This window comes from Enterobacter sp. 04-C-12-SI-ECC (assembly GCF_047530715.1).
Lineage (GTDB): Bacteria > Pseudomonadota > Gammaproteobacteria > Enterobacterales > Enterobacteriaceae > Enterobacter > Enterobacter bugandensis.
Genome location: NZ_JBLKDI010000023.1, coordinates 29,824 through 55,112 on the forward strand (window position 1 = coordinate 29,824; position 25,289 = coordinate 55,112).

At 57.7% G+C, this 25,289-nt stretch carries 22 protein-coding genes; 8 read left to right on the plus strand and 14 right to left on the minus strand.

Annotated features, from left to right (window positions below; genetic code table 11):
• Positions 1 to 120 precede the first annotated feature (120 nt).
• Positions 121 to 7,134, plus strand: a complete 7,014-nt coding sequence (locus ACMWL8_RS21825) for an inverse autotransporter beta domain-containing protein (RefSeq protein ID WP_246893713.1) — start codon at positions 121 to 123, stop codon at positions 7,132 to 7,134.
• 97 nt (positions 7,135 to 7,231) lie between these two features.
• Positions 7,232 to 7,492, plus strand: coding sequence for a hypothetical protein (locus ACMWL8_RS21830; protein WP_045259772.1), 261 nt, complete (start codon positions 7,232 to 7,234; stop codon positions 7,490 to 7,492).
• Positions 7,493 to 7,512: 20 nt separating this feature from the next.
• On the opposite strand, the gene ACMWL8_RS21835 is transcribed toward ACMWL8_RS21830, so the two are convergent.
• From ACMWL8_RS21835 to gspG, 14 genes are all read right to left on the minus strand, one after another.
• Positions 7,513 to 7,707: a hypothetical protein gene (locus ACMWL8_RS21835; RefSeq protein WP_045259773.1), complete on the minus strand. Its 195-nt coding sequence runs from the start codon at positions 7,705 to 7,707 to the stop codon at positions 7,513 to 7,515.
• Between the two features lie 60 nt (positions 7,708 to 7,767).
• Positions 7,768 to 8,139, minus strand: a complete 372-nt coding sequence (locus tag ACMWL8_RS21840) for a hypothetical protein (protein WP_041911158.1) — start codon at positions 8,137 to 8,139, stop codon at positions 7,768 to 7,770.
• A gap of 291 nt (positions 8,140 to 8,430) precedes the next feature.
• Complete coding sequence (locus tag ACMWL8_RS21845) at positions 8,431 to 8,919, minus strand: type II secretion system protein (protein WP_045259774.1); 489 nt, start codon at positions 8,917 to 8,919, stop codon at positions 8,431 to 8,433.
• Complete coding sequence (locus ACMWL8_RS21850) at positions 8,906 to 9,268, minus strand: type II secretion system protein (RefSeq protein WP_080339181.1); 363 nt, start codon at positions 9,266 to 9,268, stop codon at positions 8,906 to 8,908. The genes ACMWL8_RS21845 and ACMWL8_RS21850 overlap by 14 nt, the downstream gene beginning before the upstream one ends.
• Positions 9,255 to 9,731: a type II secretion system protein gene (locus ACMWL8_RS21855; RefSeq protein ID WP_028012053.1), complete on the minus strand. Its 477-nt coding sequence runs from the start codon at positions 9,729 to 9,731 to the stop codon at positions 9,255 to 9,257. The genes ACMWL8_RS21850 and ACMWL8_RS21855 overlap by 14 nt, the downstream gene beginning before the upstream one ends.
• Entirely contained in the window at positions 9,731 to 11,524 is a 1,794-nt protein-coding gene (locus ACMWL8_RS21860) for a secretin N-terminal domain-containing protein (RefSeq protein WP_223824739.1), read from the minus strand. The genes ACMWL8_RS21855 and ACMWL8_RS21860 overlap by 1 nt, the downstream gene beginning before the upstream one ends.
• 92 nt (positions 11,525 to 11,616) lie before the next feature.
• Positions 11,617 to 12,129: a hypothetical protein gene (locus ACMWL8_RS21865; RefSeq protein ID WP_028012055.1), complete on the minus strand. Its 513-nt coding sequence runs from the start codon at positions 12,127 to 12,129 to the stop codon at positions 11,617 to 11,619.
• The gene (locus ACMWL8_RS21870; protein ID WP_028012056.1) at positions 12,126 to 12,644 is read right to left on the minus strand and encodes a hypothetical protein; all 519 of its coding nucleotides are present in this window, start codon (positions 12,642 to 12,644) and stop codon (positions 12,126 to 12,128) included. The genes ACMWL8_RS21865 and ACMWL8_RS21870 overlap by 4 nt, the downstream gene beginning before the upstream one ends.
• Positions 12,628 to 13,143 (minus strand): hypothetical protein, encoded by a 516-nt coding sequence (locus ACMWL8_RS21875; protein ID WP_045259776.1) that lies wholly within the window; start codon positions 13,141 to 13,143, stop codon positions 12,628 to 12,630. The genes ACMWL8_RS21870 and ACMWL8_RS21875 overlap by 17 nt, the downstream gene beginning before the upstream one ends.
• Positions 13,121 to 13,837, minus strand: a complete 717-nt coding sequence (locus tag ACMWL8_RS21880; RefSeq protein ID WP_045259777.1) for a hypothetical protein — start codon at positions 13,835 to 13,837, stop codon at positions 13,121 to 13,123. Before ACMWL8_RS21880 ends, ACMWL8_RS21875 begins: the two co-directional genes overlap by 23 nt.
• A complete protein-coding gene (locus tag ACMWL8_RS21885; protein WP_052682935.1) occupies positions 13,821 to 15,440 on the minus strand; it encodes a GspE/PulE family protein in 1,620 nt (539 codons plus the stop codon). The genes ACMWL8_RS21880 and ACMWL8_RS21885 overlap by 17 nt, the downstream gene beginning before the upstream one ends.
• Complete coding sequence (locus tag ACMWL8_RS21890) at positions 15,440 to 16,609, minus strand: type II secretion system F family protein (RefSeq protein ID WP_045259778.1); 1,170 nt, start codon at positions 16,607 to 16,609, stop codon at positions 15,440 to 15,442. Before ACMWL8_RS21890 ends, ACMWL8_RS21885 begins: the two co-directional genes overlap by 1 nt.
• A complete protein-coding gene (locus tag ACMWL8_RS21895; protein WP_032644836.1) occupies positions 16,606 to 17,070 on the minus strand; it encodes a lytic transglycosylase domain-containing protein in 465 nt (154 codons plus the stop codon). The genes ACMWL8_RS21890 and ACMWL8_RS21895 overlap by 4 nt, the downstream gene beginning before the upstream one ends.
• A 2-nt stretch (positions 17,071 to 17,072) precedes the next feature.
• Positions 17,073 to 17,492 carry a type II secretion system major pseudopilin GspG gene (gene gspG, locus ACMWL8_RS21900; RefSeq protein ID WP_045259779.1) on the minus strand — a complete coding sequence of 140 codons (420 nt, stop codon included), beginning with the start codon at positions 17,490 to 17,492 and terminating at the stop codon, positions 17,073 to 17,075.
• Between the two features lie 316 nt (positions 17,493 to 17,808).
• Between gspG and ACMWL8_RS21905 the strand changes: the two genes are divergently transcribed.
• The 6 genes from ACMWL8_RS21905 (at position 17,809) to ACMWL8_RS21930 (ending at position 25,289) form a co-directional block, all read left to right on the plus strand.
• Positions 17,809 to 19,638 (plus strand): glycosyl hydrolase family 18 protein, encoded by a 1,830-nt coding sequence (locus tag ACMWL8_RS21905; protein ID WP_045259780.1) that lies wholly within the window; start codon positions 17,809 to 17,811, stop codon positions 19,636 to 19,638.
• A 365-nt stretch (positions 19,639 to 20,003) separates the two neighbouring features.
• Positions 20,004 to 20,723 carry a FadR/GntR family transcriptional regulator gene (locus tag ACMWL8_RS21910; protein WP_028012064.1) on the plus strand — a complete coding sequence of 240 codons (720 nt, stop codon included), beginning with the start codon at positions 20,004 to 20,006 and terminating at the stop codon, positions 20,721 to 20,723.
• Positions 20,720 to 21,733, plus strand: a complete 1,014-nt coding sequence (locus ACMWL8_RS21915) for an ABC transporter ATP-binding protein (RefSeq protein WP_045259781.1) — start codon at positions 20,720 to 20,722, stop codon at positions 21,731 to 21,733. Before ACMWL8_RS21910 ends, ACMWL8_RS21915 begins: the two co-directional genes overlap by 4 nt.
• Positions 21,730 to 22,812 carry an ABC transporter ATP-binding protein gene (locus ACMWL8_RS21920; protein WP_045259782.1) on the plus strand — a complete coding sequence of 361 codons (1,083 nt, stop codon included), beginning with the start codon at positions 21,730 to 21,732 and terminating at the stop codon, positions 22,810 to 22,812. Before ACMWL8_RS21915 ends, ACMWL8_RS21920 begins: the two co-directional genes overlap by 4 nt.
• 2 nt (positions 22,813 to 22,814) lie before the next feature.
• Positions 22,815 to 24,329, plus strand: a complete 1,515-nt coding sequence (locus ACMWL8_RS21925) for an ABC transporter substrate-binding protein (protein ID WP_200891416.1) — start codon at positions 22,815 to 22,817, stop codon at positions 24,327 to 24,329.
• Positions 24,330 to 24,347: 18 nt separating this feature from the next.
• Entirely contained in the window at positions 24,348 to 25,289 is a 942-nt protein-coding gene (locus ACMWL8_RS21930) for an ABC transporter permease (protein WP_028012068.1), read from the plus strand.

Sequence of the window (25,289 nt, forward strand, 5' to 3'; positions counted from 1 at the left end):
ATAATCCTTTTACATTATTTATTTTCCATCTTTTTGCTCACGGTTCCCCCCGTCGCGCGGGCGCAAACTGAAACTCACGCAACCATTGAAAGCGAAAGCAATCAGCCCCTGCGGGATAAAATGGCCGGCATGTGGGGAAGCGCCCAACAAAACGGCGCGGGTGATGCCCTGCGCGGTGCGGCAAATAGCGAGGTGAATGCCGCGTTAACCCAGGAAGTGGAAGCGTGGTTAAACAATATCGGCGGGAAAGCCCGCGTTACGGCAGACGTCGGTATTGGCGGGAGCGATAGCCGCGATTTCGGGCTGGACTATCTGTGGCCGGTTAAAATCTGGCAACACGACATTCTGTTCACTCAGATGAGCGCACACCGCTGGAACGAGCGCGATATCCTTAACGTTGGCCTGGGCTGGCGGCATACCTTTAACCCTCATCTAATGGCGGGTGGAAACCTCTTTTTCGATCAGGATGTCACGCGCCACCATAACCGAATGGGGGCAGGCGCCGAGCTGTGGAGCGATGGGATCCGTGCGTCCGCGAACTACTACCTGCCTCTGAGCGGCTGGCGTCATTCTGACGACAGCATGTTTAATGACGATCCCGACCGCTATGAACTGTATGAACGTGCCGCCCGCGGCTGGGATCTCAATCTGGAGACGGCCCTTTCACAGCACGTCGCGCTTAAATTGGGCTGGTTCCAGTGGTATGGCGACAAAGTGGACGTTAACGGCAGCCGCAGCGAGGCCAGCCACAACCCTCACGGGCTTAACCTCGGGCTTAAGTGGCAACCTGTGCCGCTGGTAGGGGTCAGCGCGGAGCAGAGCATGATTAGCGGGCAGCGGGATAACTTCTCTGTGGGTCTGAATTTCCACTGGGAGTTTGGCCGAAAACTTTCCGAAATGCTGGCAAGTGAAAATGCGGCGGCTTTGCCCTCGCTCATGCAGTCCCGCACGGAGTTCGTTACCCGTAATAACAATATCGTTCTCGCCTATAAGCAGGAAGAAAAAGACAGACGTCTCTATTTCAGCCCGACGGAAAAAACCACGCAGGCTGGCGTGCCTTTGCTGCACGCGGTGAAAGGTGGGCAGGGGGGCGTCATTCGCTACACCTCCTCCAGCACGGCGATCGCGACCGTGGAGCCGGGCAGCGGTCTGGTGAACCCAACGCATCGGGGCGATGTCACCATCACAGCGACGGAAACGTCACCTGTCGATCCGGAGCACGTATTAAGTTCCGCCAGCTATCACCTGACCGTGACGCCGGGCGATTTTGCCCCTTCCGTCGAGGGCGTTGCCATTAAGGGGGACATGTCCCCGGGCCAGATCCTGGAGGGGAGTTATCTCTATAAAAGCAATGAAGGGGAGGATGAAGATCCTGAGAAAACCCGGCTGCGGTGGTATGACGCAGATTCAGGCGAACTGCTCAAGGAAGGCAGTGCCACGTATGAGGTGCAAACGCGTGATATGGCCCGAAGCGTGGTCTTTGAAGTCACACCGTTCAACAAAAAAGGGATACCAGGGGAGAGCGGAACGGCGAAAATTACCGGGAGCGCAACGATAACCACCCTGCGTATCGATCATCTGCTTTCACCCGGTGAGATCCGCCGTGACGGCAGCGTGAAGTTCTTCGAAGAGAGTCACGGTGCGTTGCTGGTGTTAGCCGAGGTGAAAGACGGTCAGGGCTCCCCTCTGACCGATCAGATGGTGTACTGGCAGAGCAGGAACTCGCTTGGCTCGTTGTCGCAAAACAGCGTACGCACCGATGAGCACGGTCAGGCGCTGGTAAAAATAGAAAACATCATGGCGGATGGTGAAGATGAAATTACGGCCTCGCTGATCCCGCCAGGCGGGATCCAGACCCAGAGCACCGCCAGTGATAACAATGTTCAGCAGGAGAAGATGGCGCTGGTGGTCGATTTTGCCCACCCGCTTGCCATCCGCTTCGTGGCCTCTCCCGAGCGCGCAGAAGTTGCCACGGAAAAGACGTTCACTATTGAAGTTACCGATCAGGATGGTAAGCCTCTGACGGTTGAGAAGAACGTCACGTGGAGCAGTAACGGTGAAACCCTGAGCGGCAAAACGGATAGCGAGGGAAGAGCATCCATCGCACTTATCGCGCCGCAAAAAGCAGCAGAGAAGTGGGTGGTGAACGCCACGGTAGATACCGTGAGTAGCCCGTCAGCGCCCGTAAGCCTTGAGCCAGGGCCGGTGGCAAAAGTGGTGCTGGACGTCCCGGAAAACGTGGTCGCAGGCAGTGAGGATAAAGCCGTTAGCGCGCAGCTGTATGACCGGTTTGATAACGCGGTTATCAGCCGTAAGCAGGCCATCACCTGGCGGATAGAAGGGAGTCAGTTCCGGGAAGCGCCTACCGGAGACAGCGATGAGCACGGTATTGCCAGTGCAACCGTCGTAGTACCTGAAAAAGCGCCAACGCAGGTGAAAGTCTCCGCCGGTGATGAGCAGAAGATCGTCAATGTGACTGTCGGGAAGGTGAATCATGTTGAGCTTAAAGGTACCCCTGATACGCTGAATGCCAATGGGAGCAGCACTTCGACGCTGACCGCCATCGCGCTGGATGAGCACAACAATAGCGTACCGGACGCACCCGTAACGTGGTCGTTAATCACGCAGCAGTTTGGCGCGCTGAGCAACGCGATCGAAAAAACCGATGCAGAAGGCAAGGCGACGGCCACGTTTACGACCGCATCCGCGGGGGGCAATGCGCAAATAGAGGTCGATATTGGCGGCAAAAAACAAGCGACGCAACTGACGCTCAACGGTTACCCGATTATCCGCAGCATCACGCTGAACAAAACCGCCGGGCTGAAGGTGGGCGATACGGTAAGCGTGGAAAAGGTGGACGTGGAGCAGAACGGCGGCGGCGAGGTGACGCTGAGCTACCAGTGGCACCGTGACGGTGGCGCGATCGATGCCGCCACGTCAGACAGTTATCACCTGACGGAGCAGGATACGGGGGCGACTCTCTTTGTGGTGGTGACCGCGACCAACGATGCCAAAAATGAAGGCGATAAGGCGTCGTTGAAAACGGAGCCGGTGGTCGGGAAGGCGTCAGATGTTACGGTAACCGCCAGCGCGGACAGCGTGGATGCGAACGGGCTCAACACCATTACCTATACCGCCGCGGCGAAGGATCGCTTCGGCCGTGCGGTGGTGGGCGAGGCGATTGTCTGGGACATCGACAAGCCGGAGCTGGTGAGCCGGGGAGAGGCCAGCGCCGTCACCGGTACAGAAGGCACGGGAACGATGATCGTCACCGCGAAAAATACCGGCGGAAACATCACGGTGAGCGCCACGGTCAACGGCAAGAAGGGCGAGTCCGGCGTGGCGCTGCAGGGGATTCCGACGATCAAAAGCATCACGCTGAACCAAACCGCCGGGCTGAAGGTGGGTGACACGGTAAGCGTTGAGAAGGTGGACGTGGAACAGAACGGCGGCGGTGAGGTGAAGCTGAGCTACCAGTGGCACCGTGACGGTGGCGCGATCGACGGCGCCACGTCGGACAGTTATCACCCGACAGAGCAGGACACAGGGGCAACGCTGTTTGTCGCGGTAACCGCCACCAACGCGGCCAAAAATGAGGGCTATAAGGCGTCATCAAAAACGGAGCCGGTCACCGGGAAAGCGTCAGCCGTGACGGTCACTGCCAGTGCGGCCAGCGTGGAAGCTAACGGGCTGAACACCATTACCTACACCGCCACGGTGAAGGACCGCTTTGGCCGTGCGGTAGTGGGCGAGGCGATTGTCTGGGATATCGACAAACCGGAGCTGGTGGCCCGGGGGGAGACCAGCACCATCACCGGAACCGGAGGCGTGGGGACAATGACCGTCACCACGAAAAATACCGGTGGAACCATCACGGTGAGCGCCACGGTCAACGGCAAAAAAGGCGAATCCGGCGTGGAGATTTACGGCGCGCCGTTGGTGACAGACCTGCATATCTCCGGCACGCCGAAGGTGGGGCAGACCCTGAGTGCGGAATACACCTTCTCGGCAAACGGGAGCGGTGCGGATGCGTCCACCTACCAGTGGCAGTGGAAGGACGGAGAGACATGGAAGAATGCGGCAGCCGCTGGCAATACGGCACGCACGTTCACGCTGCCGGACAGCTATGCGGGCTACAGCGTGCGGGTGGTGGTGACGCCGAAGGGCAGCAGTCACCCGTCGCTGACCGGAACGTTACAGGAGAGCCAGGCGGTGACGGCTTACGGCACGCCAGCGGTGGAGGACGTGCGTACATCCGGCACGCCGGAGGTAGGACAGACCCTGAGGGCGGAATACACCTTCAAGGCGAACGGAACCGGTGCGGATGCTTCAACCTATATCTGGGCGAGGTATGAGAAAACCAGCTGGATGCCGATCGAGGGGGCCAACGGCCGGGAATACACCCTCCAGGCGGGAGACGCGGGTTACAGCATTAAAGTAACGATAATACCGGAGGGCAGCAGTCAGCCGTCGCTGGTCGGGGCGGTGCAGCACAGCCCGGCATTAGATGTTTACGGTGCGCCATCGGTGGCAGATCTGCACATTTCCGGCACGCCGGAGGTGGGGCAGACATTGAGGGCGGAATATACCTTCACGGCGAACGGAAGCGGTGCCGATGCCTCAACCTATATCTGGGCGAGGTATGAGAGAACCAGCTGGATGCCGATCGAAGGAGCCACCGGCCGGGAATATACCCTCCAGGCCGGAGATGCGGGTTACAGCATTAAGGCGGTGGTGACGCCGACGGGCAGCAGCCAGCCAGCACTGGCCGGAGCGGTACAGAGCAGCCCGTCGGTAGACGCTTATGGGGCGCCGTCGGTAACCAATCTGCACATCTCCGGCACGCCGAGGGTGGGGCAGACCCTGAGGGCGGAATACACCTTCTCGTCAAACGGGAGCGGTGCGGATGCGTCCACCTACCAGTGGCAGTGGAAGGACGGAGAGACATGGAAGAATGCGGCAGCCGCTGGCAATACGGCACGCACGTTCACGCTGCCGGACAGCTATGCGGGCTACAGCGTGCGGGTGGTGGTGACGCCGAAGGGCAGCAGTCACCCGTCGCTGACCGGAACGTTACAGGAGAGCCAGGCGGTGACGGCTTACGGCACGCCAGCGGTGGAGGACGTGCGTACATCCGGCACGCCGGAGGTAGGACAGACCCTGAGGGCGGAATACACCTTCAAGGCGAACGGAACCGGTGCGGATGCTTCAACCTATATCTGGGCGAGGTATGAGAAAACCAGCTGGATGCCGATCGAGGGGGCCAACGGCCGGGAATACACCCTCCAGGCGGGAGACGCGGGTTACAGCATTAAAGTAACGATAATACCGGAGGGCAGCAGTCAGCCGTCGCTGGTCGGGGCGGTGCAGCACAGCCCGGCATTAGATGTTTACGGTGCGCCATCGGTGGCAGATCTGCACATTTCCGGCACGCCGGAGGTGGGGCAGACATTGAGGGCGGAATATACCTTCAAAGCGAACGGAACCGGTACGGATGCTTCAACCTATATCTGGGCGAGATATGAGAAAACCAGCTGGATGCCGATCGAGGGGGCTAACGGCCGGGAATACACTCTTCAGGCGGGAGACGCGGGTTACAGCATTAAGGCAGTGGTGACGCCGACGGGCAGCAGCCAGCCAGCACTGGCCGGAGCGGTACAGAGCAGCCCGTCAGTAGACGCTTATGGGGCGCCGTCGGTAACCAATCTGCACATCTCCGGCACGCCGAAGGTGGGGCAGACCCTGAGTGCAGAATACACCTTCACGTCAAACGGGTCCGGGACGGATAAATCCACCTTTATCTGGGGGAGATATGAGAGAACCAGTTGGATGCCGATCGAGGGGGCCACGGGGCGGGAATACACCCTCCGGGCCGAGGATGCGGGTTACAGCATTAAAGTGACGGTAATTCCGGAGGGCAGCAGCCAGCCTCAACTGCAGGGCGATACACAGCACAGCCCGGCGGTGGATGCCTATGGTGCGCCGTCAATAACCAATCTGCATATCTTCGGCACGCCGAAGGTGGGGCAGACCCTGAGTGCGGAATACACCTTCACGGCAAACGGGTCCGGGACGGACGCCTCCAGCTTCCAGTGGCAATGGCAGGATGGTGCAACATGGAAGAATGCTGCAGGCGGCACGGCAAGAACGTTTACGCTTCCAGACAGCTATGCGGGCTACAGCGTGCGGGTGGTGGTAACGCCGAAAGGCAGCAGCCAGCCGTCGCTGACCGGTGTGGTACAGGATAGTCCGACGATGGCAGCCTATGACGCGCCGTCGGTAACGGGCCTGAGGATCTCCGGCACGCCGAAGGTGGGGCAGACCCTGAGGGCGGAATACACCTTCACGGCAAACGGGGCCGGTACGGACATCTCCAGCTTCCAGTGGCAGTGGCAGGATGGTGCAGCATGGAAGAATGCCGCAGGCGGCACGGCAAGCACGTTTACGCTGCCGGACAGCTATGCGGGTTACAACGTGCGGGTAATGGTAACGCCGAAGGGCAGCAGCCAGCCGTCGCTGACCGGTGCGGTAAAGAACAGCCCGGCGGTAGCGGTGTATGGTATGCCGTCTGTGACGGGGCTAAGGATCTCCGGCACGCCGGAGGTGGGGCAGACCCTGAGGGCGGAATATACCTTCACGGCAAACGGGGCCGGTACGGACGTCTCCAGCTTCCAGTGGCAGTGGAAGGATGGCCAGACGTGGAGGAATGTCGCAGGCGGAACGGCAAAAACGTTCACGCTGCCGGACAGCTATGCGGGCTATGACGTGCGGGTGGCCGTGACGCCTAAAGGTTCAGGGCAGCCGTTATCTGGCACTCAGGCCTTTAGTGGAGCTGTTACCATAAGATCTAAGCCTGCGCCTTTCGTTACAAACCTGGGTTACAGCGGCAGTACCGGAGCCTGTAACAGAATAACGGCAACCTACACCTACAACGCTAATGGCGGTGCATCTGAAGGCAACACGATATTTCAGTGGAAGTGGGGAAGCACCGTCGTTTCCAACATAAAAAGCGTTACTTTAGGCTATTGGGGGGAAGTCACGCTTTATGTGACGCCAGTTAATAAGGACGGTATCAGAGGAAAGACGGAATCAAAAACGTTTAAAAATACGGGCTTAAGTAGCTGTGATTGGTAAACACGTTAATACATTCTGAGGTGTTTTTGTAAACAAGGGGGCATAAGCCCCCTGAACTCTACCTGTCGAATATTTCCAAAGTGCAGGGCTAAAATTCATGAATAATGTCTATCCTGAAAAGCAAGCATCAATACTCATTGGCGATGCCGCCACGCAATTATCCTTGCAGGGGATTAATATTGATCATGTTTCGCTTAGTTATTATCTGGGTAAAAAACTTGAGTATGCCCGGAGTATTAATGATTGCTTGTACGCTGAAGTCATTTATATTGCGCTATCAATGTTGAAGGAAAACGCTAAGTCATCCGGGCAGTGCTGCTATAAATATAAGGAATGGATTGAGGTATCACTTGATTAAGGGATGGATTTATTACGTTTTCAGATCTGCCTTTTACTGTCTCGGGCGATTTTCACTTCTTCAGCAAAATCCAGTGCTTCTTTGTAATCAAAGCTACGCGTTTTGGCATTATGCCTGCCCGGTAACGGTGCCGGTATTTTCACCCCGAACAGCTCACCCGTCGTCATGAGCGCATACACTAATTCAGCCTCGGTGACATCGGCCATTTTCGCCATAATATTCGTCCTGATACAAAAACTTAACTTCACGTCTAGTCCTCCGTTTGCAAAAGATTTTCAATCATGTTGTCTTCTGTAAAAATCGATAACGCTGTCGAGATTGGGTCGCATAAAGTTCATGGCATCAATGGTTTCGCACCAGCCCGACAGGGATTCATTTGCTTTTACATACCATGCGTGCTGCTCGCTTCGGGTGTGATGACCCGTGATCAAAACAAGCATGTCGGGTTTAATTCTTCTGATGAACTCCAGATACTTCACCAGATGCGTCTTCGTGCCAAACGTGTCAGCATCGATAATGCACAGTATTTTATCTCTGGCGATAAAATAAAATCGTGCTATTTCTTCAAGCCCTTTTTCGAATAAAAAAGAGTTTGTTCGCACGCAAACCCGAATTTTTTCATGAGTCTGTTTAATTGATGGTTCCATCTTATGTCTCGCTCATCAGGGTAAAATATATGAGAGGGCTATTAAGCCTACTATTCCTGCCTGAATAGTGGCAAGGCAGTATATTCATTCCTCAGAATAAAATAAGACGGTGCTGGTCTTCTGATTAATAAGAATCTTCTCTGTATCTATGAGTTAAAAATAAATAAACGATGATTTTATCTGGTGGTATGTTTTACGGCCTGACGCATTAAGATATGGTCACTGTTGCGTAAACTTGTTGTTTTTATTTTTCTCAAAGAGGGTTTTTTCATGACAAAGACAGCCGTTGCATTAGCGACCACAGGCCGCAGGCAGCGGGGCCTGCGGATCGCTCTCTACCTGAAATTTCCAGTCGTAATACGTTTTCGCTTTGGCAAACTGTTTTGGATCGTGACGAAAGCCGACTTTTTTCCGTGGCGTACCTTTTCCGAGACTGCGCACGCCAATCCAGCGCCCCTGAGGATCGAGGATCATCCCCCAGTTTTTACTCCCGGTTAGCGGGTCGGCGTAGTGCTGGCGCAGGTGATAAAGCGGTTTTCGCCCGCGTTTATCAATAAGCAGCTGTTCGAAACGCACGGGAAAACAGCCATCACCGTTGCCGCGGTAGGCCTGTATCGCCGCGCGGATTTGATCCCCGCGAAATAAAAGCTCAGCCTCCTGTTGCGCCTGATAACGCATCTGCACCTCATCGCGGCTTTTCAGCAGCGACAACGCCAGCGTGGAGAGCGCAATCAGCAGCAGCAGGTAGGTAAAACCTCCCTGTTGTTTAATCGAACGCATCGCGATGATCCTGACCGGGTTTAGGTGGCGTCTCGACGTCAATAATTTGCCCTTCGTCATCGGTCTTCGCCTCCCAGATATCGCGGCGGTTGGTGATGGGATCCAGCGGCATCTGGCGCAGATAACCGGCCTCGATCAGATCCTCCAGGCTGTATGGCCCCGCCAGGCGATCGCGGCGGTAGTGATCGATCGCGCTGCGCAGCGCATGCAGGTTATGCTCGCGCACCACCTCTTTGGCTCTGTCCGCGTGCTGGAAAAAACGTGGAGCGACCAGGGTCATCAATGTCGCGATGATCGCCATCACCACCAGCAGCTCGATGAGCGTAAAACCTTTTTCACCATTGCGCATAGGGCACTCCATTCAGACCGCTGGCCGTACTGGTACTACTGACATCAAACACGTCTTTCCCTCCGCCGCTGAAATCGCCGGGTGGCTGCGTGGATGCGCGTAACCGCCAGGTCTCTTCATCATTTTTTCCCTCGCAATCGCACATTGGATCGCGCGGTATATGGCGCAGGAAGTAGATCATCGCGCCAGTGGGCGATGTCTTATCCCGGACGCCTTCCACCAGGCTTTTTAGTGTCGGCGGATATCCCGATTCGCTGGTTTTTTTCTCAATGATGCCGTCCACGCTTGCCTGGTGATAACGGTCAATGGCATCGCGTAGCGTGCGCAGCGACTCACGTAGCTGCGTCTCCTGCTGCCGCTGATGGTAGTTACGCATCAGCGGCGCAGCGGCAGCGGCAAGCGTGGCGAGTAGCGCCAGCGTGACGATCATCTCAATCAAGGTAAAACCGCGCTGGCGTTGCATTACGATGCTCCGTTTTCCGTCTCTGACTCATCGAGGATCGGTGGCGGCAGCGTGGCCGCCCGGTCAGGGAAATGGGCCGGCGGCGCAAGCGCCGGTGCGGTAAACCCGCTGCCCGGCTCGTCGTGCTGCAGGTCGCGCAGTTGAATGCTGTCGCCCGTTAAATCGTCGCTGCCCATCTCAATGGTACTGACGTGGCTTCCCGGTAAATCGAGGTTGCGCTCAATGGTCGGCGTAATTAACAGCACCACCTCCGTGCGCTCTTTGTTGTCGGAATTGCTGCTAAACAGGCGGCCCAGCCCCGGGATGTCGCTTAATAACGGTGTTCCTTTTTGGGTCGTGGTTTCATCCTGCTTGATCAGCCCTGCCAGCATCTGGGTCTCGCCGTTCATACTGCTGAGCGTGGTATTGGCTTCGCGTTTCGTGGTGCGGTAATACTTTGCTCCGTTCTCACCGGGTTCTTCGGCGCCCAGGGCACTGAGCGTGAACTTCACCTCCATTGAGATATTGTCATCCATACTGACTTCCGGAGTGACTTCCAGCTTCAGGCCGACGTCCTGATAATCCACTTTCTGTTGCGAAATCCCGTCATTGACGGTTGTGGTCAGTACCGGGATCGTTTGACCAATATCAACCAGCGCTTTTTTATTGTTTTTCACCCGGATCCGCGGGTTGGCCAGCACTCTGGCGTTGCTTAACACCTTTTTCATGTCAATGGTCATATTGTCGATATCGACCATGATATTTTTGGCGCTCAGGTCGCCCAGCGGGATCCCGCTTCCCTTTAAATCACCTTCTTTACTTTTCGCAAAACCCGCACTGATGGTTTGCGGTAGCTTCACGCCAAGCGCTTCGAGATCGTTGGTATTTACTTCCAGCACTTCAACGGCCAGCGTGACCTCCGCTTCAGGCCGGTCGAGCGTCACTAACAGGCGCTCCGCTTTTTCCACGTTCTCTTTTGGCCCGCGCAGGGTGACGGAGTTGGTTCGCTCATCAACGTGCACATCCTTCAGCTTGACCATATTGCGCAGGGCGACGTTGACCTCTTTTGCTTTCGCATAACCCAGGAAGATGGTTTTGACGACCACGTCGCGGTAGATCTTCTCTTTTTGCGCGGTGGCGGGGTAGATCAGCAACGTATTGCTGTTCAGCACCTTCTTCCGCAGGTTATTCGACAACAGCAGCACGTTGATAGCATCTTCCGCAGTGGTGCGTTTGGCTATCAGGCTGCCGGTAGTGCTGGAGGAAATATCTTTGTCAAAGATGATATTGACCCCGGTCATCTGGCTGATGGTGTTAAAGATGGCCATCAGGCTGTGCTCGCGAAAATTAAGCGCTATCGTTTTTTGCAGTTCCCGGTTCAGACGCTGCTCCGGCTGGTTGATCCGCGACACCTCACGCATCAGGTGATCGCGCAGCGCGCGCGCCTGGGGCCAGTTGGGATCTTCTTCCAGCACCTGCTGGATTTTGTGCAGCGCGCGTGCCGGGTCGCGGGTGCTGTTAGCCACCGCCTCCTTATACAATGCGTCCAGCGCTCTACGGGCATCGAGTTTGCGTAAGCCCTGCAGGGCGCGCAGGTTACCGGGCTCATAGGTAAGCGCATCGCGCCACATTTGCGTCGCCAGGGTGTAATTGTTCTGACGCACCGCGAGATCGGCGTTTTTCAGATAGTCATTGACCAGCTTTTTGCTGATGTCAGCCTGCTCGGCGCGAAGCGCAATATCCTGTGGGCTGGCGATGCGCTGTTGGTCTATCTCCTTAAGCCGCTTAACCAGCACCTGCGGCGAGGCGGTCACTGATTCCCGGACCGGAGGCGCCGCACGTTGTGCACAGCCGCTCAGTAGCGCGCATGACAACAAAAAAGTGAGAGCAATAGTTTTTTTCATGATTAATGTGTCGGTTCCGATTGCAGCTCATCCAGTTCCAGCCGCTGCTGGCTATGGGTGGGTTGCCATTCAAACAGGAGGTGGTCGTTCGCCACCGCTTTTAAAATCCAGTTGTTGACCGGCGAACTGCCGATCCAGATCCTGCCGTCCGCCCTGCAGCGCTCGCAGACCGGCCAGGTCTCTTTGCCATCCGTCAGCACAACGATCCTCTGACGGTTTTCCCACCAGGCACCGAGGAGCTGAAGCGGTAGCGGCGGTGCGGTTGGTGTCGCCTCTTCAGGCCGATCGTTTTCCGGCGGCTTTTCTGCTGCGTCTTGCGCCCTGCTATGTGGCGTTGAAAAGAGATCGATGCGCGTTGCGTGAGCCGTCTCCGGCTTTGCTGGCGCGGGGCGCGGGCGTGAGACCGGCTGCGCCTCAAGCGGCGCTTGCGATATCTCGTCATCGGCAAACTGGCTCCAGAAAACAGCACCGGCGGTCAGCACCAGCGCCAGCTGTAAATAGCGCGGCAGTTTCATGGCGACTCCTTCAACAGGCGAAGCTGCACGGTGGCGCTGAGCTGGCTTTCCGATGGCCCGGCGCGCCGCAGGCTTAGCTGCTCAATGCGTAACGGCAAAGTGCGGCTTAGCGTTTCCAGGGCGTCCATCAGCGGCAGATATTCACCGCGCAGCGGAATATCCAGCCGTAGCGCGGTTTTGCCGTCGTCGTTTTCCAGCTGATAGCGGCTGGCGTCGACCTTCATTCCTCGGCTCCTGAACTGCTCAAAAATGAGCCTGACCTGCTGATATTCTCCGAGGCTGATGCGGCTTTGCAGTTCCGGCTGCTGTTTATCCAGCGGCAGCGCGGTTTGTAGCTGCGCCTGGATCCGGGCAAGGTTCTCCTGCAAATGGATGGTGTGCGGCCGCACGCCGCCAAGCCATAACAGCAGCAGTCCTGCGGGCAGCCCGGCGAGCACGAGCGGAACCGTTCCGATGCGCCCGGCAAATAACGCCGCCTGCCAGCGCAGCACGGCGGGTTTATTCTGAAGCCGCATGGTGCGCCTCCGTCGTCACCTTGACGTCGAGTACCGCGTTAATCGGCCAGGCAGGATCGCCCTGCGCCGACTGGCGATGGTTCTCAAGCACCACATGCGCCGGCAACTGCTGTAGCCGCTCGCTAAAGGCGAGCAGGGCGTCAAGATTGCCTGCATTCACCGTAAGCCGCGCATCGCCTTTACTGGCAATGACGTCAATGCTCAGGAGCGCAATATCAGGCGTCAGTACGCTGCCGATGTTGTCCAGCAGCTTGATGGCCGGCGGGACGGCCTGCAGTTGCTGAGCCTGGCGCAACCGGCGCTGCTCCGCTTCACGCAGCTTGCGCAGCACCTGCTGCCGTTGGGCGAGCTGCTGCTGTACCTGCGATGTCTCCAGCTCAAGGCGCTGGTGCTCAAACAGGCCATACATCACGGCACCGGTGAGCGGTAAACAGAGGAGTCCGGTTAACAGCAGCGTGCGTACGGCCCACGGGGAACTACGCGTAAACAGCGGCGTCATGAGGACTCTCCTGTAGCGCGACTTCCTGGTGATGCTCACCGTCGGTATGAATGACGTAGCCAGGACAGTCCTGCATTCCGCTTAGCCGGGCGATAACCCGCAGCTGGGCGTCCATCTCCTGCTGTGGCAGGGTGAGTGTCCAGACGTCGCGCCAGCTGTGGTGCTGACGGCTGGCAATCCGGCTATGGTGGGGGCTCATCGCCACAAACAGGCCGTTTTCCGGCAGTGCGGCGGCGAAGTGGCTAAACAGCTTTTGAAACGGCGTGACAACACCGCGAAAACGCAGCCGCTCCCGACGCGCCAGCGCGACAAGCAGGTGCCAGCAAGGTTGCTTCAGGCACGCGGCCAGCGCTGACTGCTGCCAGTTAAGGGTCTCGAAGCGCACCTGCCAGTCGACGGGCGGACTCGCGCGAAGAACTGCCTGCTGTCGGGCGAGCTGGAGCAGTTCCTGCGGTGTGGTCACGCCGTCATGCCAGGGCTGAATTAAAAACGTCAGATCGTCGGTATCGAGGTGAAACTCCACCGCGTCACGCCACGGTAAGACGGAAGGGCGCAGGCGCAGCAGCGTTTCGAGCGCGGCGTCAAGAGGCTCATCTGGCCGGCGTTCATGGGTGGCGAGAACCACGTTGTTGCGGCGCAACCGCACGGCATGAGGCCAGATGTCGCACTGCCAGGTGTTAGTGAGTGATAACACGGTTTACCTCCTCCCAGGTGGTTTTGCCTTCGACCACGGCGCGCAGCGCGATGGTCGAGAGCGGAACAAAACCGTCATTCAGCGCCACTTCCTTTAGCCTGCGCCGGGGCGATCGCGCCAGCATTGCCTCTTTCATCGCATCGCTGAAATGCAGCACTTCCGCCAGCGCCAGCCTGCCGCGAAAACCGCTGTCGCGGCAGGTATCGCAGCCTCGCCCTCGACGCCAGCGGGGCGTGAGCTCCTGCAGCGGTCCGGATTGCCACGCCGCGAGAAGGTCATCTGTGGGCGTGGTGTCATCAATACAGTCCGGGCAAATCTGGCGCACCAGCCGCTGCGCCACGACGCCGTTAAGGGCGGTGATCAGGCTGGCGGGCTCCACCTGCATATATAAAAAACGTTCCAGTACGCTAAAGACGTCATTGGCGTGAACCGAGGAGAGCACCACGTGGCCGGTGAGCGCCGCCTGCACGGCAATGCCGGCGGTTTCACCGTCGCGGATCTCACCCACCAGAATGATGTCCGGGTCGTGACGCAAAATGGCGCGCAGGCCGCGGGCGAAGGTGAGCCCTTTTTTATCGTTGACCGGAATTTGCAGCACGCTGTTGAGCTGGTACTCCACGGGATCTTCAATGGTGATAATTTTGCATTCACCGCTGTTGAGTTCGCTGAGTGCTGAATAGAGGGTGGTGGATTTCCCGCTCCCCGTTGGCCCGGTGACGAGCACCATACCGTGGGGCAGATGGGTTAACTGGCGAATCGCGCCCAGCGTGTGTTCATCAAAGCCGAGCGTCTCCAGGCGCAGGTTTTGATCGTGAGATTTATCCAGCACGCGCAGTACGGCATCCTCGCCATAGACGCCCGGCATGATGGACACGCGAAAATCGACGGGACGCTGGAGAATCAACGCCTTAAAGCGCCCGTCCTGTGGCGTGCGTCGTTCGGAAATGTCCATGCAGCTTAATACCTTGAGACGGGAGATCACCTGCTCCGCCTGCTGCAGTCCGGCGCAGTGGCGAATGCTGTGCAGGACGCCATCAATGCGGTACTTCACCATCAACCCATCTGCGACGGCGCAAAGATGAATATCGCTGGCGCGGCTCTGCAGGGCATCAAACAGCGTGGCGTTAACCAGCTTAATGACGGCATGGGGTTCACTGGCGATGGCTGCTGGGGTGATCTCCAGCCACCGGGCCTCTTTATTCTCTTCACTCTGCTGCTGCTCCAGCTGATCGAGCGTGCGCTGCTGTTTTGCCAGTTCATCAAGGCGGGCATTAAGCTGAGAGAGCGGGGCGAGCGCGGGGAGCGCATTCACGTTATAAGCCCACTGGCGCAGCGCCAGTGAAAACGGATCGCCCAGCGCAACGTGGAGCTGACCGTTAACGCGCAGCGGCAATGCTCGCTGGCTGAGCGATTCGGTCAGCGGCACGGCTTCGAAATCCTCTTCGCTGTCGGCGAGCTGTGTGGGTGAGAGCGGCGTGAGCCCCAGGGAACCGGCGGCTTCTTCTAACGCGCCGGGGAAACTGTCCAGCAGTTCCGCCAGCGCCTGACAGCGCTGCTCGTCTGGCAGGTCGAAAAGGGGTTCTACAGACGGTGAGTGAGACATTATTGCAATCCTCCTGCCAGTTCAAAAATGGGCATGTACAGTAAAAACACGACGAGCCCAACGATACCGCCAACGACCATCATCAGAATCGGTTCAAAAATTTTGCTAAAGGTTTCAATCGCGCGTTCCAGCGATTCATCATAAAAAGCGGCGATCCGCTCGCACATGGCAGGCAGTTCGCCGCTGCGTTCGCCGACCTGCAGCAGGCGGCTGGCGACAGGAGTCGTCATCTGCTGGGCTTCCAGCATGCGGGAGAGCGACTCGCCGGCGGCGACGTCGCGGATAACCTGTTCAACCTGCTGACGATGCGTGGCGGGCAGGATCTCCCGGCTCAGCATTAGCGCATCTGGCGCGGGAAGGCCGCCCTGCAGCAGCAGGCCCAGCGTGCGGTAAAAACGCACCAGCACAGAAAGCTGATGCTGCTGGCGTAAGGCGGGAATGCGCAGCAACAAACCGAGCGCACGCTGGCGCAGGCGCGGGCTGCGCACCGCCATCACGATGCCTGCGACCGCTGCCGCGCAACCGGCCAGCAGCAGCGAGCCATGGGTTTGCGTCAGGCGTCCCCACCAGAGGATAAGCTGTGCGCTGGCGGACGGGTTCTTCATCCCGTCAAACACCACGGAAAAACGTGGAATAATAAAGCCGAGCAGAAAGAACAGAATTATCCCGCCGGCGGCAATGACAATCGTCGGATAGAGCAGGGTTGATTTAATCCGCTTGCGCAGAATTTCCATTCTTGATTCGTAAAACTGAAAACGCTTTAGCGCTTCGGGTAAGTGTCCGGTTTGCTCAGAAGAGGCAACGGTGTTAATCAGCAGAGGCGGAAACAGTGCTGGTAGCGCCATCATCGCCTGGGAGAGTTGCGCTCCTTCGTAGAGCTTTTTAACCAGCGTATCCAGAACCAGCGAGGTGCCACCATCGCGGCTGCTTTCGCGCAGCGCTTCGACGGCCTCGACCACGACCAGCCCGGCTTCCAGCAGAGCGATAAGCTCCTGCAAGAACAGATTCAGTGGAAAGCGTTTCTCCTTGCGGGCGGGGCGTTCCTGTACCTGCAAAACGATGCCGCCGCCGGCAATAATGCGGGCGCTGGCATCATCAGGCGACGCGGCAAGTACGGTCTGATTGACGCGTTTCCCCCCCTGGAGGATGGTGACGGTATATGGTTTCATTTTGGCGACAGTGTATGGCTCTGCCTTTTAAGGCGGGCATAATGCGGAGCCACTTTTTTTATGTATTGTTGACGAAGCGCGCGGCGCTGGGGGGTATTTGCCGTTCCGGCGTTATACGCCCCCACCGCGTCCCAGGTATAACCAAAGCGCTGGATTTGACCTGCCAGGATCCAGGCGCCGGTCATGACACTTTGGCAAGGGTCGGTTAGCAGATCTTTTTGACTAATACGAAATTTACGCAGCGCATCGAAGTGAATGCTATTGATCTGCATCAGACCGACATCCATTGAGCCATCACGATTTTTGTTGATGGCCCGGGTATTACCGTTGGATTCCACTATCGCTATCGCCTGTAATAGCTCTGGCTCAATGCCGTAACGTTCTCCCGCCAACTGCCAGCAATCGGCCCGGCAGGAAAATACGCTGAAGATAAACAGCGAATATATGGACAGGCGCAGCATATTCAGAACCCGTAAGTGACAGGCTTACCGTCTTTACCGCCGGAGGTAATTTCGACTTCATTAATGGCGTCTTTTGTCCGGGCGGGGTTATGCCACTGGTACGGATTGCCCCACGGGTCTAACGGCACATGCTGGCTAAGATAAGGGCCATTCCAGTTTTGCGCGTTGGAAGGCTTTTCAGTCAGCGCTTTCAGACCTTGTGTTTCACTTGGATAACTGCCGGTGTCGAGGCGATATTGCCCTAGAGCCTCAGCAAGCGAGCGCATCTGGCGCATGGCGGTTTTCTCCTTAGCCGAGTCGACATTTGAGAAGACTTTTGGCCCGACAAATCCTGCCAGCAGCGCAATAATCATCAGCACGACCAGCAGTTCAAGCAGGGTAAAACCACCCTGTTTTCGCATCACGTTTGTTGCATATTTCATTGAGAGCGTCCCTAGTTGGATAATAGTTGTGATTAATTCCTGAATTTTCCCTGATAAAAGAGCGGGAACACAGGTATGCCATCTTTTTTAATTGGTGAAGATGGGAAAATTAAATAAAGAAGCGTCTTACAGGATGCGAGAATTCTCCCGCGCTGTCGTTGAAGTATTTATTATAAATGCGAGAGATATTTCTTATTTAACGCGGAGGGTTTCCTGATTCACCACTCTATTATCCCCAACGATCTCGGCGCTAAAAAAAAAGACAATTTGCGAGGTAATCCACAGGACTATCATCACAAAGCAATAAGGAACTTTGATGAAAAAACTTACATTATCTCTGTTAATTGGTAGCGCACTAATGGCGCAGTCGGCTTTCGCGGCGCAGGCACCGCGAGCGGTCACCTATCTGACCTCCTGGGGCGTTCCGGTCGAGTCCGTTGAGGATATGAAAGAGGTGAAAGCGGATACATTCCTGCTTTCATTTGGTGGCTGGGATGCAAGCGGTAAGCTGTCCAGTTCCGATAATATTGTTGCAGTACCACAATATGATCCCTGGTACATTAATGCGCCAGCCTATGTCGTGTGGAGTCAGCTGAAGCTGGCGCACCCGGAGAAAAAAATGATGCTGGCGCTCGGCGGCGAGACGTATTCCGCGATGTGGTCTTATCTGAATAACGCGCAAACGCGAGAAACGCTGGCGCAGAATCTGGTGAATCTGCTGAATACCAACTTCCCGGTATATAAAAAGAACCTGAAGCCGGAAGAGATGGTTGGCGAATGCCTGAGCGCCGACTGGCAAGGCAAATGTAATATGGCGAACTACCAGAAGGCGGGTACCGTTCAGCTTGACGGCATCGATTTTGACTTTGAAAAGCCCGATCGCGTCACGCCAGAGGAAAACGCAAACCTGCTGGATCTGGCTGAACGGGTTCGTAGCAAGCTCAATGCGTCCGGCAGCAAAAAGCTGCTGAGCCTGACCACCTATCACGTTGGTGCTGACCCGGAGAACTGCACCAACAGCGCGGTAACCGAGAATTGTTCCTTCGTTGAGACGGCTCGCTCTTCACACCATGGCGAAGTTCTGCCGCTGCTGACGCAGGGGAAAAACGTTTTCGATTTCTTCAACGTCATGGCCTATGACGCCGGCCCACGCTTTAAGTATGACGTGGCGATGGCTAACTACGCCCGGGCGGTGGGTGATAAGAGCAAAATCGTTCTCGGTCAGACCATCAACTCCCAGTGGGGGCCAGAAGGTCGCTTTGTTGAGAACCGACAGAACAACGTAAACCGTGCGGGCTGGCAGGCGGAAAACGGCTATGGTGGGTTCTTTATCTGGACGTTGGGTTCAAACGATCAGCAACTGTCCATCCCGCAGCAGGTTGACTATTTCAATGAAATGAAAGAGCGCGCGGACCTGATGTCGCCTGAACGCCCGCAGGATACCGTCGCGCCAACTGCGCCAGCAGGACTGAAGGTGCTGAACAATGGCTTGACTATCACCCTTGCCTGGCAGCCCTCCACCGATGACCGTGGCGTAGTGGGATATGACATCTACCGTAATGACATCAAAGTCGGGTCTTCAACGGACACCCAGTGGACCGATAATGCGGTAGAGACCGGCGGTGTGGTGTACCACTACAGCGTGAAAGCACGTGATGCAGCGAACAATATCTCTGAAAGCAGCAACGTGGTTAAGGTAGAAACCGTACAGGTCGAAGAGGGACGTCCTGACGCGCCAGGCGGCCTGGCCCTGGTTTCTTCGACGGAAAACAGCCTGACGGTGAAATGGAATGCGGTAGACAACGCGGTGAAATACCACGTACTACGCGATGGGGCGGAGTTACTCACCGTAAGCGGAACGCAGATCTTCGACAGCGGCCTGCGCGCGGGAACAACCTACAGCTACCAGGTGATCGCCGAAAATGCCAAAGGTCATCAGTCTCTCGCCAGTACACCGCTTAAAGCCACGACGAAAGAGGGGTCTGTGACGCCTGAGCCGGAAGGCGAGTGGAAAGTCGGTACGCGCTATAAGACTGGAGAAATTGTCACGTATAACGGCACACAGTATCGCTGCGTGCAGGGGCATACGTCTCAGTCCGACTGGGTGCCGACTGCGGCTGCGACGCTTTGGCAGCCTGTTCCTTAATCTTTCGCGGCCCTCGCAAGGGGGCCATTTTCAGGCGTAAGCACGCCTTATTTATTACTTTTTGTTAACTTATTGTTATCATCTATAGTGCAAAAAATTAACAATGGCACTATTACGGTGCAATATTTGCACTGTTTTTGTGCGTTTCATGTTCTTTTCTGGCCTTTATCGTCTCAGGATGCCGCTTGCATCTGTAACAATACGTTGCTGTAACCCCTTCATTTACTACCGCTTTTTTAAATCTCTTTTGAACCATTAAAAAATTGGTTCGTTTATTGCTTAATCATTAGCACGATAAGTAGCACGCCATATCAATAACTTATCGTTCATAAAAAGAAAATAACGATGATAGTGAGCGAACCAATATGGAAAAACCGTCACGGTTTCTGGCCAATTCCAGCACCGCGCTTGAGCAACTGCGCGGGCTAATCAACCAGCATGAGTCAACACCAGGCACTCCGCTGCCCACGGAACGTGAGCTGTCGGAAACACTCGGCGTAGGACGACGCGAAGTGCGTCGCGCGCTGGACGTGCTGGAAGAAGAAGGGCGGATCTGGCGTAAACAGGGCAAAGGCACCTTTATTGGTCCGGCTGCCCCTGTTGAACCGCTGGCCCTTCAGGGATTGGTTCAGCAGACCAATCTGCTGGAAGTGATGGAAGCTCGTATACAGATCGAACCCGGCTTAGCCCGGCTTGCGGCACTGCGTGCCACCAGGGAAAACCTCGCGCTCATGCAGCGCATGCTGGAACGCATCGACAAGGTCAGCCCGGATGACCGCGATCTCAATGAACTCTGGGATAGCGCCTTTCACCGCGCCATTGCCGAGGCGGCGGGCAATCGCCTGATGCTCGGCCTGTTTGACGCCATTGACGCCGTGCGGCGCGAACCCGGCTGGCAGCATCTGCGTGAATTAGCCCGCACGCCCGAACGTGTCGACAGCTACAACGACCACCATCACAAGATCATGTCCGCGATTATCCATCGCCAGCCTAATGAAGCAGCGGCCGCCATGCGCGAACACCTGCTCAGCCTGCAAAACGCCCTGATTCAGGCGATCCACCTTGAGGACGATTTCACGCTATGACGACGATCCCGTTTAAGGACTCCACGCCTGTACTCCGGCTGAATAATCTCAACGTTAAGTTTTCCGGCTCGCCGGTCAGCGTCCTGGACGGAATTTCCCTGACGGTCAAAGCGGGCGAAACGCTGGCGCTGGTGGGGGAGTCCGGCTGCGGGAAAAGTATCACCTCACTGGCGCTGATGGGGTTACTGCCCGCCAGCGCGCAGATTGTCAGCGGCGAGATGCAGTTTCGCCGCCACGACCTGCGCAAGCTTTCGCCGCGGGAGTATGCCGACCTGCGCGGGAGCGAGTTGGCGATGATTTTCCAGGAGCCGATGACCTCGCTCAATCCGGCCTTCACGTTAGGCGATCAGCTCAGTGAAGCGGTCATGCGTCACCAGAACGTTACGCGCCCGGAGGCGATGAAGGTCGCGCTGCAGATCCTTGAGAAGGTACAGATCCCGGCGGCGGAGATGCGCCTCAAGGCGTATCCGCACCAGCTTTCCGGCGGCATGCGCCAGCGCGTGATGATTGCCATGGCCCTGATCAACCACCCTAAACTGCTGATTGCCGACGAACCCACCACCGCGCTCGACGTCACCATCCAGGCGCAAATCCTGACCCTGCTGAACACCCTAAAAGAGGAAACCGGCACGGCGGTGCTGATGATCACCCACGATTTAGGCGTGGTGGCTGAAGTGGCCCAGCAGGTGGCGGTAATGTACGCCGGGCAGGTGGTGGAGCAGGGGAGCGTTGAGGCAATATTCGCTGACCCGCAGCACCCGTACACCATCGGCCTGATGGGCTCGATCCCTTCGCTGGGCGCACGCAAAGGCCAGCTCTCCACCATTCCCGGATCGGTCCCGCTGCCGGAGTCCATGCCGCAAGGCTGCCGTTTCGCGACGCGCTGCCCGTTTGCGCAGTCGCGCTGTCATGATGAAAAACCGCAGCTCACCACGCTCGGCGCGGGCCATCAGGTCGCCTGCTTCCGCGTGCCGCTTGAACACCACATTGCCCTGGGAGAGACCGCATGACCACGCCCATTCTTGAAGCCCGGGACCTCAGCAAGCTTTTCCCTGGTCCGAAAAAACTCTTTTCCCCGGCCCGGTTTGTCACGGCGGTCGATCGCGTTTCGCTTGCCGTGATGCCGGGCGAAACGCTGGCGATTGTCGGCGAGTCCGGCTCCGGGAAATCCACCCTTGGCCGTCTGCTGCTGCGTCTGCTGGCCGCCAGCGAAGGACGCGTGTTTTATCAGGGGGAGGAGATTACCCACGCCACAGGCGCCCGTCTGAACCAGCTCCGGCGCGAGCTGCAGATTATTTTTCAGGATCCTTTTGCCTCGCTGAACCCGCGCATGACGGTGGAGCAGATCGTCGGTGAGCCGCTGTGGCTGCACCAGAACATGAAGAAAGCGGATCGTCAGTACCGCGTCGCGGAGCTGCTCAAGACCGTTGGCCTGCCTGCCGCCTGGGCCGGGCGCTATCCGCACGAGTTTTCCGGCGGGCAGCGCCAGCGTATTGGCATTGCGCGCGCGCTGGCTTCGGGGCCAAAGCTGCTGCTGGGCGACGAGCCGGTTTCCGCGCTGGATGTATCGGTGCAGGCGCAGGTGGTTAATCTGCTGGAGAGCCTGAAGCACCAGCTGGGGCTGACGATGGTGATCGTCGCCCACGGTCTGGCGGTGATCCGCCACATGAGCGACCGCGTGGCGGTGATGTACCTTGGGCAAATCGTTGAGCTTGCCACCGTCGACGAGATCTTTGACGCACCGCTGCACCCTTACACCCAGGCGCTGATCGCCTCGGCGCCGCAGATGCAGCCGGGTATTGAGCGCGACGCGCCGCTGCTGCAGGGGGATCTGCCGAACCCGGCGAACCCGCCGTCGGGCTGTCGCTTCCACACCCGCTGCCCGTACGTCACTGACGAATGCCGCCAGGTCGAGCCGATTAATCAGGTGCTCGACGGCGGGCGTCAGGTTGCCTGCCACCGCTGGCAGGAGATTAACCGCGATCGCAGCGTTATCCAGATCGCACCGCCATCCGCAGCCTTTCTGCGCCGCCGCGCGCTGTTTGAACACGCGGCCACTCACTCCTCCCTTCCTTCAAGGAACTCATGATAATGACAATGCGTAATTCTCTTTTGACCGTACTGGGAAGTGTTATGTTGCTTGGCGCGGCGCTGCCCGCCCATTCTGAAAGCGTGCTGCGAATCGGCCTGGGGGCAGACCCGGACATGCTCGACCCGCACCTGGCGCGCACCTACTATGGCCGCTTCGTGTTTGCCTCCCTGTGCGACAGGCTGGTGGACGTCGACGAGCATCTGAAGGTCGTGCCAGGTCTCGCGAAATCGTGGGCCTGGAGCGCCGACGGCAAAACGCTGACCATGGATCTGCGCGAAGGCGTGACCTTCCATGACGGAGAGAAATTCGATGCCGCCGCCGCGAAATACAACCTCGACCGCGCCCTGACCCTCAAAGGCTCCCTGCGGAAAAGCGAGATCTCCTCCGTGGAATCGGTAGAGGTCACCGGCCCGATGCAGATAGCGCTGCACCTGAAAACGCCGGACGCCGCGCTGCTGATGCAGCTTACCGACCGCGCGGGCGCGATGATGGCACCCGAGGCCGCGAAAAAGCCTGACTTTGCCGCCCATCCGGTCTGTTCCGGCCCGTACAAGTTCGACAGCCGCGTGTCGCAGGACCGCATCGTTCTGACCCGCTTCGACAACTACTGGAACAAAGGCGCCTACCACTTCGACAAAATTATCTATCTGCCGATCCCGGATGCCTCCGTGCGTCTGGCGAACCTGCGCGCGGGCGATCTGGATCTGACCGAAGGCATCGCCGCCAGCGACGTCAAAACCGTCGAAGCCGACAGCAAGCTGGCGCTGGCGAAGGTCACCGGCTTGGGCTATCAGGGGATCACCTTCAATATTAACAACGGCAAGGTCCCGGCGAACGATCCGTTCAAAGATGCCCGCGTGCGCGAGGCGTTTTCTCAGGCCATCGACCGTGATGCGTTAAACCAGGTGGTCTTTGAAGGGCTGTATACGCCAGCCAACCAGGCGTTTTCGACGGTGAGCCCGTATCACGTGAATCTGCCGGTTCCGCCGCGCGACGTTGATAAAGCCAAAGCGCTGCTCAAAGCGGCAGGCGTCACCACGCCGCTGACCGTCAACCTGCTGGTGCCGAACAACCCAACCTCGCAGCAGGTGGGTCAGGTATTGCAGGCGATGGTCGCCGAGGCCGGCTTCACGCTGAACCTGCAGATGACCGAATTTGCCACGCTGCTGGATCGCCAGCAGAGCGGTGATTATCAGCTGAGCTTCTCCGGCTGGTCGGGTCGCCCGGATCCGGACGGCAGCATCTACGGCTTTATCCACAGCAACGGCACGCTTAACGATGGCCGTTACAGCAACGCGCAGGTCGATGAGTGGCTGACGCAGGCGCGCCAGAGCATCGACCAGACCGCACGCCAGCCGCTGTATGACAAGGTGGTGAAGCAGCTGCAAACCGATATGCCGATTGCCTACCTCTACTTCGAGCCGCGCATTTTTGGCCTGAACAAGCGCGTGCAGGGCTTTAAGCCTTACCCGGACGGCATCGTGCGTCTGGCGGGTTTGACGCTGGCGAAATAAACGTCCTGAGGAGAACCCATGCTGGAACTGATTTGCAAACGTCTGCTGCTGGCCGTCCCGACGCTATTGCTGGTAAGCATGATGGTGTTCGGGCTGCAAAAGCTGCTGCCCGGCGACCCGCTGATTGCGATGGCCGGTGAGGAACGCGATCCGGCGGTGATCGCCCAGCTGCGCGCGGAGCTGAACCTGGATGCGCCGATCCCGGTTCAGTATTTCCACTGGCTGACGCGGGCGCTGCAGGGCGATCTGGGCGTCTCCTTGCGCACGCACGAGCCGGTGACCGAGCTTATCGCCAGCAAGCTGCCGGTTACGCTGGAGCTGTCGCTGCTGGCGATGATTATTGCGCTGGTGTTTGGCATCAGCATGGGGATCCTTGCGGCGGTGAACAAAAACAGCTGGGTCGATCACGGGGCGAACTTCGTGGCGATCTCGGGGATCTCTATTCCCCACTTCTGGCTGGGGATCCTGCTGATTCTGGTCTTCTCGGTGAACCTGCAGTGGCTGCCCGCGTCCGGCTACGTGCCGTTCAGTGAAGATCCGCTTCAGAACCTGCGCACGCTGCTGCTGCCCGCGTCCGTGCTCGGAACCGGGCTGGCGGCGACGCTGATGCGCCATACCCGCGCGTCGATGATTGCGGTGCTGAAAGCGGATTATATCCGTACCGCACGCGCCAAGGGGCTGCTGCCGAAGGCGGTCATTCTAAAGCACGCGTTTCGCAACGCGCTGGTGCCGGTGATCACCCTCACCACGCTGCTGTTCGGCGAGCTGCTGGGCGGCGCGGTGCTGACCGAGCAGGTGTTCACCATTCCGGGCTTTGGCAAGATGATCGTCGACTCGGTGTTCAACCGTGACTACGCGGTGGTGCAGGGCGTGGTGCTGATCGTGGCGATCGGCTTCCTGCTGCTCAACCTGCTGGCCGACGTGCTTTACGTCCTTATCAACCCGAAAATGCGAGGTTAA